The 3,514-nt window shown below is 41.3% G+C and carries 4 protein-coding genes; all 4 read right to left on the bottom strand.

Annotation, left to right across the window (positions count from 1 at the left end; translation table 11 throughout):
* Positions 1 to 17: 17 nt before the first annotated feature.
* The gene (gene brnQ, locus SINDD18_RS00955) at positions 18 to 1,343 is read right to left on the bottom strand and encodes a branched-chain amino acid transport system II carrier protein (protein WP_061862762.1); all 1,326 of its coding nucleotides are present in this window, start codon (positions 1,341 to 1,343) and stop codon (positions 18 to 20) included.
* A 166-nt stretch (positions 1,344 to 1,509) separates the two neighbouring features.
* A complete protein-coding gene (locus SINDD18_RS00950; protein ID WP_061862761.1) occupies positions 1,510 to 1,791 on the bottom strand; it encodes a rhodanese-like domain-containing protein in 282 nt (93 codons plus the stop codon).
* Positions 1,788 to 2,378 (bottom strand): uracil-DNA glycosylase family protein, encoded by a 591-nt coding sequence (locus SINDD18_RS00945; RefSeq protein ID WP_061862760.1) that lies wholly within the window; start codon positions 2,376 to 2,378, stop codon positions 1,788 to 1,790. Before SINDD18_RS00945 ends, SINDD18_RS00950 begins: the two co-directional genes overlap by 4 nt.
* 50 nt (positions 2,379 to 2,428) lie before the next feature.
* Positions 2,429 to 3,514 (bottom strand): dipeptidase PepV (gene pepV, locus SINDD18_RS00940; RefSeq protein ID WP_061862759.1); only part of this gene is annotated, 1,086 nt, incomplete at its 5' end.

Here is a 3,514-nt window from a genome sequence, read left to right as displayed (position 1 = left end):
CCTAAGCCAAGGTTTTTTTATTCCATCTCAAAAGCTTCACTCTTTTGCTTATTTGGAAGAACAAGAGATAGTAAGATTCCAACAATAGCTGGCACCAACCATGGCAAGGAAGCCTTAGCAAATGGTAGAGCATTCACAATATTGGCAAGGAAGGTCACTTCAAATGAACTTCCTAAGACACTAGCTACGGCAATAGCTGTAACAAGACCCATCGTCAATTGCATGCCTGGTTTTGAAAGTGGTACAAACTTGTTCACAATCACAATCATAACAATCACAATGGTAATTGGATACAAGATAACTAGGACAGGGATAGAATATTTGATGATTGCATCAAGACCAAGGTTGGCAATTGCAAAACCAATCAAGGTAAAGACAGTCGCATAAACCTTATAGCTGAGTTGTGGGAAACGTCCGTTAAAGAATTCAGCAGTTGAAACAATCAAACCTACAGTCGTTGTGAAGCAAGTTACTGTTACCATGGCTGCTAGGAATAATTGAGCTGTTGAACCAAAGATTTCTTGGGTCGCTTGTGACAAGATATAAACCCCTGGAGTTCCACCCTTCATCGCTTCTTCTGTCATCGGGAAGTGATTTCCAAGGAAACCTAGGCCAATGTATAGAGCACTAAAGCCAAGCGCTACGACAATTCCGACTACCCAAATGGTTGAGATGTACTCTTTTTTATTCGAAAATCCAAGTTGTTTCAAGGTTTGTACTGCAATAACACTGAAGGCAACAGATGCAAGCGCATCAAGTGTATTGTATCCTTCAAGGAAACCGGCTCCAAAGGCTGAAGCTTGATAAGCTCCTGACGCTGCTTGTGGTGCGTTCCCACCATACTTGAAAGCTCCAAGGATAACCAGAATAACAATTAAGATGGCAAAAACTGGAGTCAAGATTCGACCGATACGATCCAAGATTTTTGAAGGATTCAACGAGATTAGGTAGGCAGCTACAAAGTAGAGAATGGTGAAGACAATCAAACCTAAACCTTTATCTGCTTCAGCTAGAAGGGGACTAATACCAACTTCAAACGATGTCGTTGCTGTACGAGGGATGGCAAAGAATGGGCCAATCGACAAGTACAAAACTGCAAGATAAATCGTCGCAAACCATGGAGAAATTTTCTTAGAAATCTCATAGATATAACCCTTAGGATTAAGGGTTCCAATGATCAAGGTTAGGACCGCAATCCCAACACCTGAAAATACAAATCCTGCAATGGCAGGAAGGAAGTTTTCTCCAGACTGTGCGCCTAGAGTTGGAGGGAAAATCAAGTTACCTGCTCCAAAAAATATTCCAAACAGGAGTAATCCTGTTAAAGCACCTTTTTTAGCCATAAACTCTCCTTATTAAAAATAAAATACTTTCTTAGTATAACATGATTAAAGGCTAGAAAAGACTGTCACGAAATAATTCTGAAATGTTTTCAATTTTCCGAATTTTAATGCAAAAAAATCCTTCGAAGCCTTCCCATTTTTTTAAAGGTTTCGAAGGAAATTTTTCTTATTCAAAGGCATCCATGCCACCTTGGACATTGACAACCTCATAGCCATGTTCTGCTAAAAATTGGCAGGCACGTGCGGAACGTATTCCTGACTTACAGATCACGTAGTAAGGCTGGGTTTTATCTAGTTGCTCATAAGTATCTGCCAGTTGACTCAGAGGTAAATTACGAGCGCCTTCTAAATGAAGAGTCTCAAATTCCTCTACTTCTCTCACATCTAATACAGAAAGCGACTCTTTCTGGTATAGTTGGTAAAAATCATTAAAAGTAATTTCTTTCATTTTTCTTCTCCGAGAATTTTTTGAATTCTTTCTTTCAAGTCAGGCAAAACATCTGCTTCAAACCAAGGATTCTTTTTCATCCAGATTTGGTTCCGAGGTGACGGGTGCACCAAAGGGTAATAATCAGGCAAATAATCTTTAAATCGATGCACACGGTCTGTCACCTTGCCACTAACTTTCTCATGTAGATAGTAGGCTTGGGCATACTGACCAATCAAGAGCGTCAATTGAATATCTGGCAATTCTTTCAAGAGTTCTGGATGCCATTTTTCTGCAAAACCTGGACGAGGTGGCAGGTCACCCGATTTTCCATGACCTGGAAAGTAGAAATCCATAGGCATGACTGCAAAGTAACCTGAGTTATAAAACGTGTCTTCATCCACACCCAACCATTCTCGCAAACGATCCCCACTTTTATCCTTCCAGTAAAGTCCTGCTTCTTGAGTTTTGAGACCAGGTGCCTGCCCAATGATATTGATTCGAGCAGTCTTTGGTGCTGCAAAAAGAGGTTGGATGCCTTGCTCAGTATAGCTGGCATTCTGTGGATCCTCTATAATAGCTTGCTTGATTCTTTCAATTTGAGACATTTTCTCCTCCAAAAAGAAGTCTAAGCATTAAATCTCAGACTTCTATAGCATTATTTGATCAATTCATAGATAGCTTCAGCGTAGATGGCTGCTGCACGGAAGAGATCATCCAAGGCAATAAATTCGTTGGCTTGGTGCATAGTATCGATAGAATCTGGGAACATAGCACCGTAGGCGACACCACGCTCTAACAAACGTCCAAATGTTCCACCACCGATGACTTGTTCGTGACCTTTAAGACCTGTTTGTTTTTCATAAACATTCAACAAGGTTTGAACGAGTGGGTCTTCCATTGGCACATAGTGAGGAGTGTGCCCATGTTCAGAAAGACTAACTGAAGCAACAGGCAAGTTTTCAAGAACTGATTTGATTTGCTCTGGGCTTGTTCCTTTTGGATAACGGAAGTTAAGGGCAATGGTATTATCAGCACTTGTTTCATCAAAGCGGAAGACACCAGCATTCATAGAAAGGGCACCCATCTTTTCATCCACATGAGCTACTTTCAAGTTTTTCCCTTCATGGTCATTTAAGAGAATCTTACCAGCAATGTCAAGGAAGTCTTTTGCAGGTCCTTCAAAGGCAAATTGGCTGAGGAAGAGAGCAAGGTAAGTTGCACCATTGACACCTGAAGCAGGCATAGCACCGTGGGCAGATTTACCAATTACAGTTACCTTGTATTGACCGTTTTCTTCTTGAATGTCTCCTCTGAGTTTGTACTCTGCTACGAAGGCATCTAGTTTAGCTTGCAAGTCAGCCAAGTCACCTGAAACAACTGCCGTTGCTGACTCAGGTACCATGTTTTCACGCAAGCCACCTGTAAAGCTATGAAGACGAGCTGCACCTTTGTTTTCACCAGCAAAGTGGAGGTATTCTGTGATATTTCCTTTTTCACCATTGATAATAGGGAATTCAGCATCTGGAGAGAAGCCAAAGTCTGGTTTTGCAAGTCCTACATGCTCAAAGTAGTAGTCCATATCTGCCCAGCCTGATTCTTCGTCTGTTCCAACGATGAAGCGAACTTTCTTAGAAGTTGGAAGACCCAATTCTTTGATGATTTTCAAACCATAGTAACATGCTGTTGTTGGTCCCTTATCATCAGAAGCACCACGCGCATAGAGACGACCATCCTTGATGGT

Origin of the sequence: Streptococcus infantis (genome assembly GCF_001579645.1) — a bacterium.
Taxonomy (GTDB): domain Bacteria; phylum Bacillota; class Bacilli; order Lactobacillales; family Streptococcaceae; genus Streptococcus; species Streptococcus infantis_E.
The sequence above is the reverse complement of the archived record's forward strand: the minus strand, read 5'-3'. Positions and strand labels throughout refer to the sequence as shown.

Bases quoted from the DNA above. Each gene is read 5' to 3' on its own strand.
- brnQ (WP_061862762.1), bottom strand. From the start codon at position 1,343: ATGGCTAAAAAAGGTGCTTTAACAGGATTACTCCTGTTTGGAATATTT.
- SINDD18_RS00945 (WP_061862760.1), bottom strand. From the start codon at position 2,378: ATGTCTCAAATTGAAAGAATCAAGCAAGCTATTATAGAGGATCCACAG.
- SINDD18_RS00950 (WP_061862761.1), bottom strand. From the start codon at position 1,791: ATGAAAGAAATTACTTTTAATGATTTTTACCAACTATACCAGAAAGAG.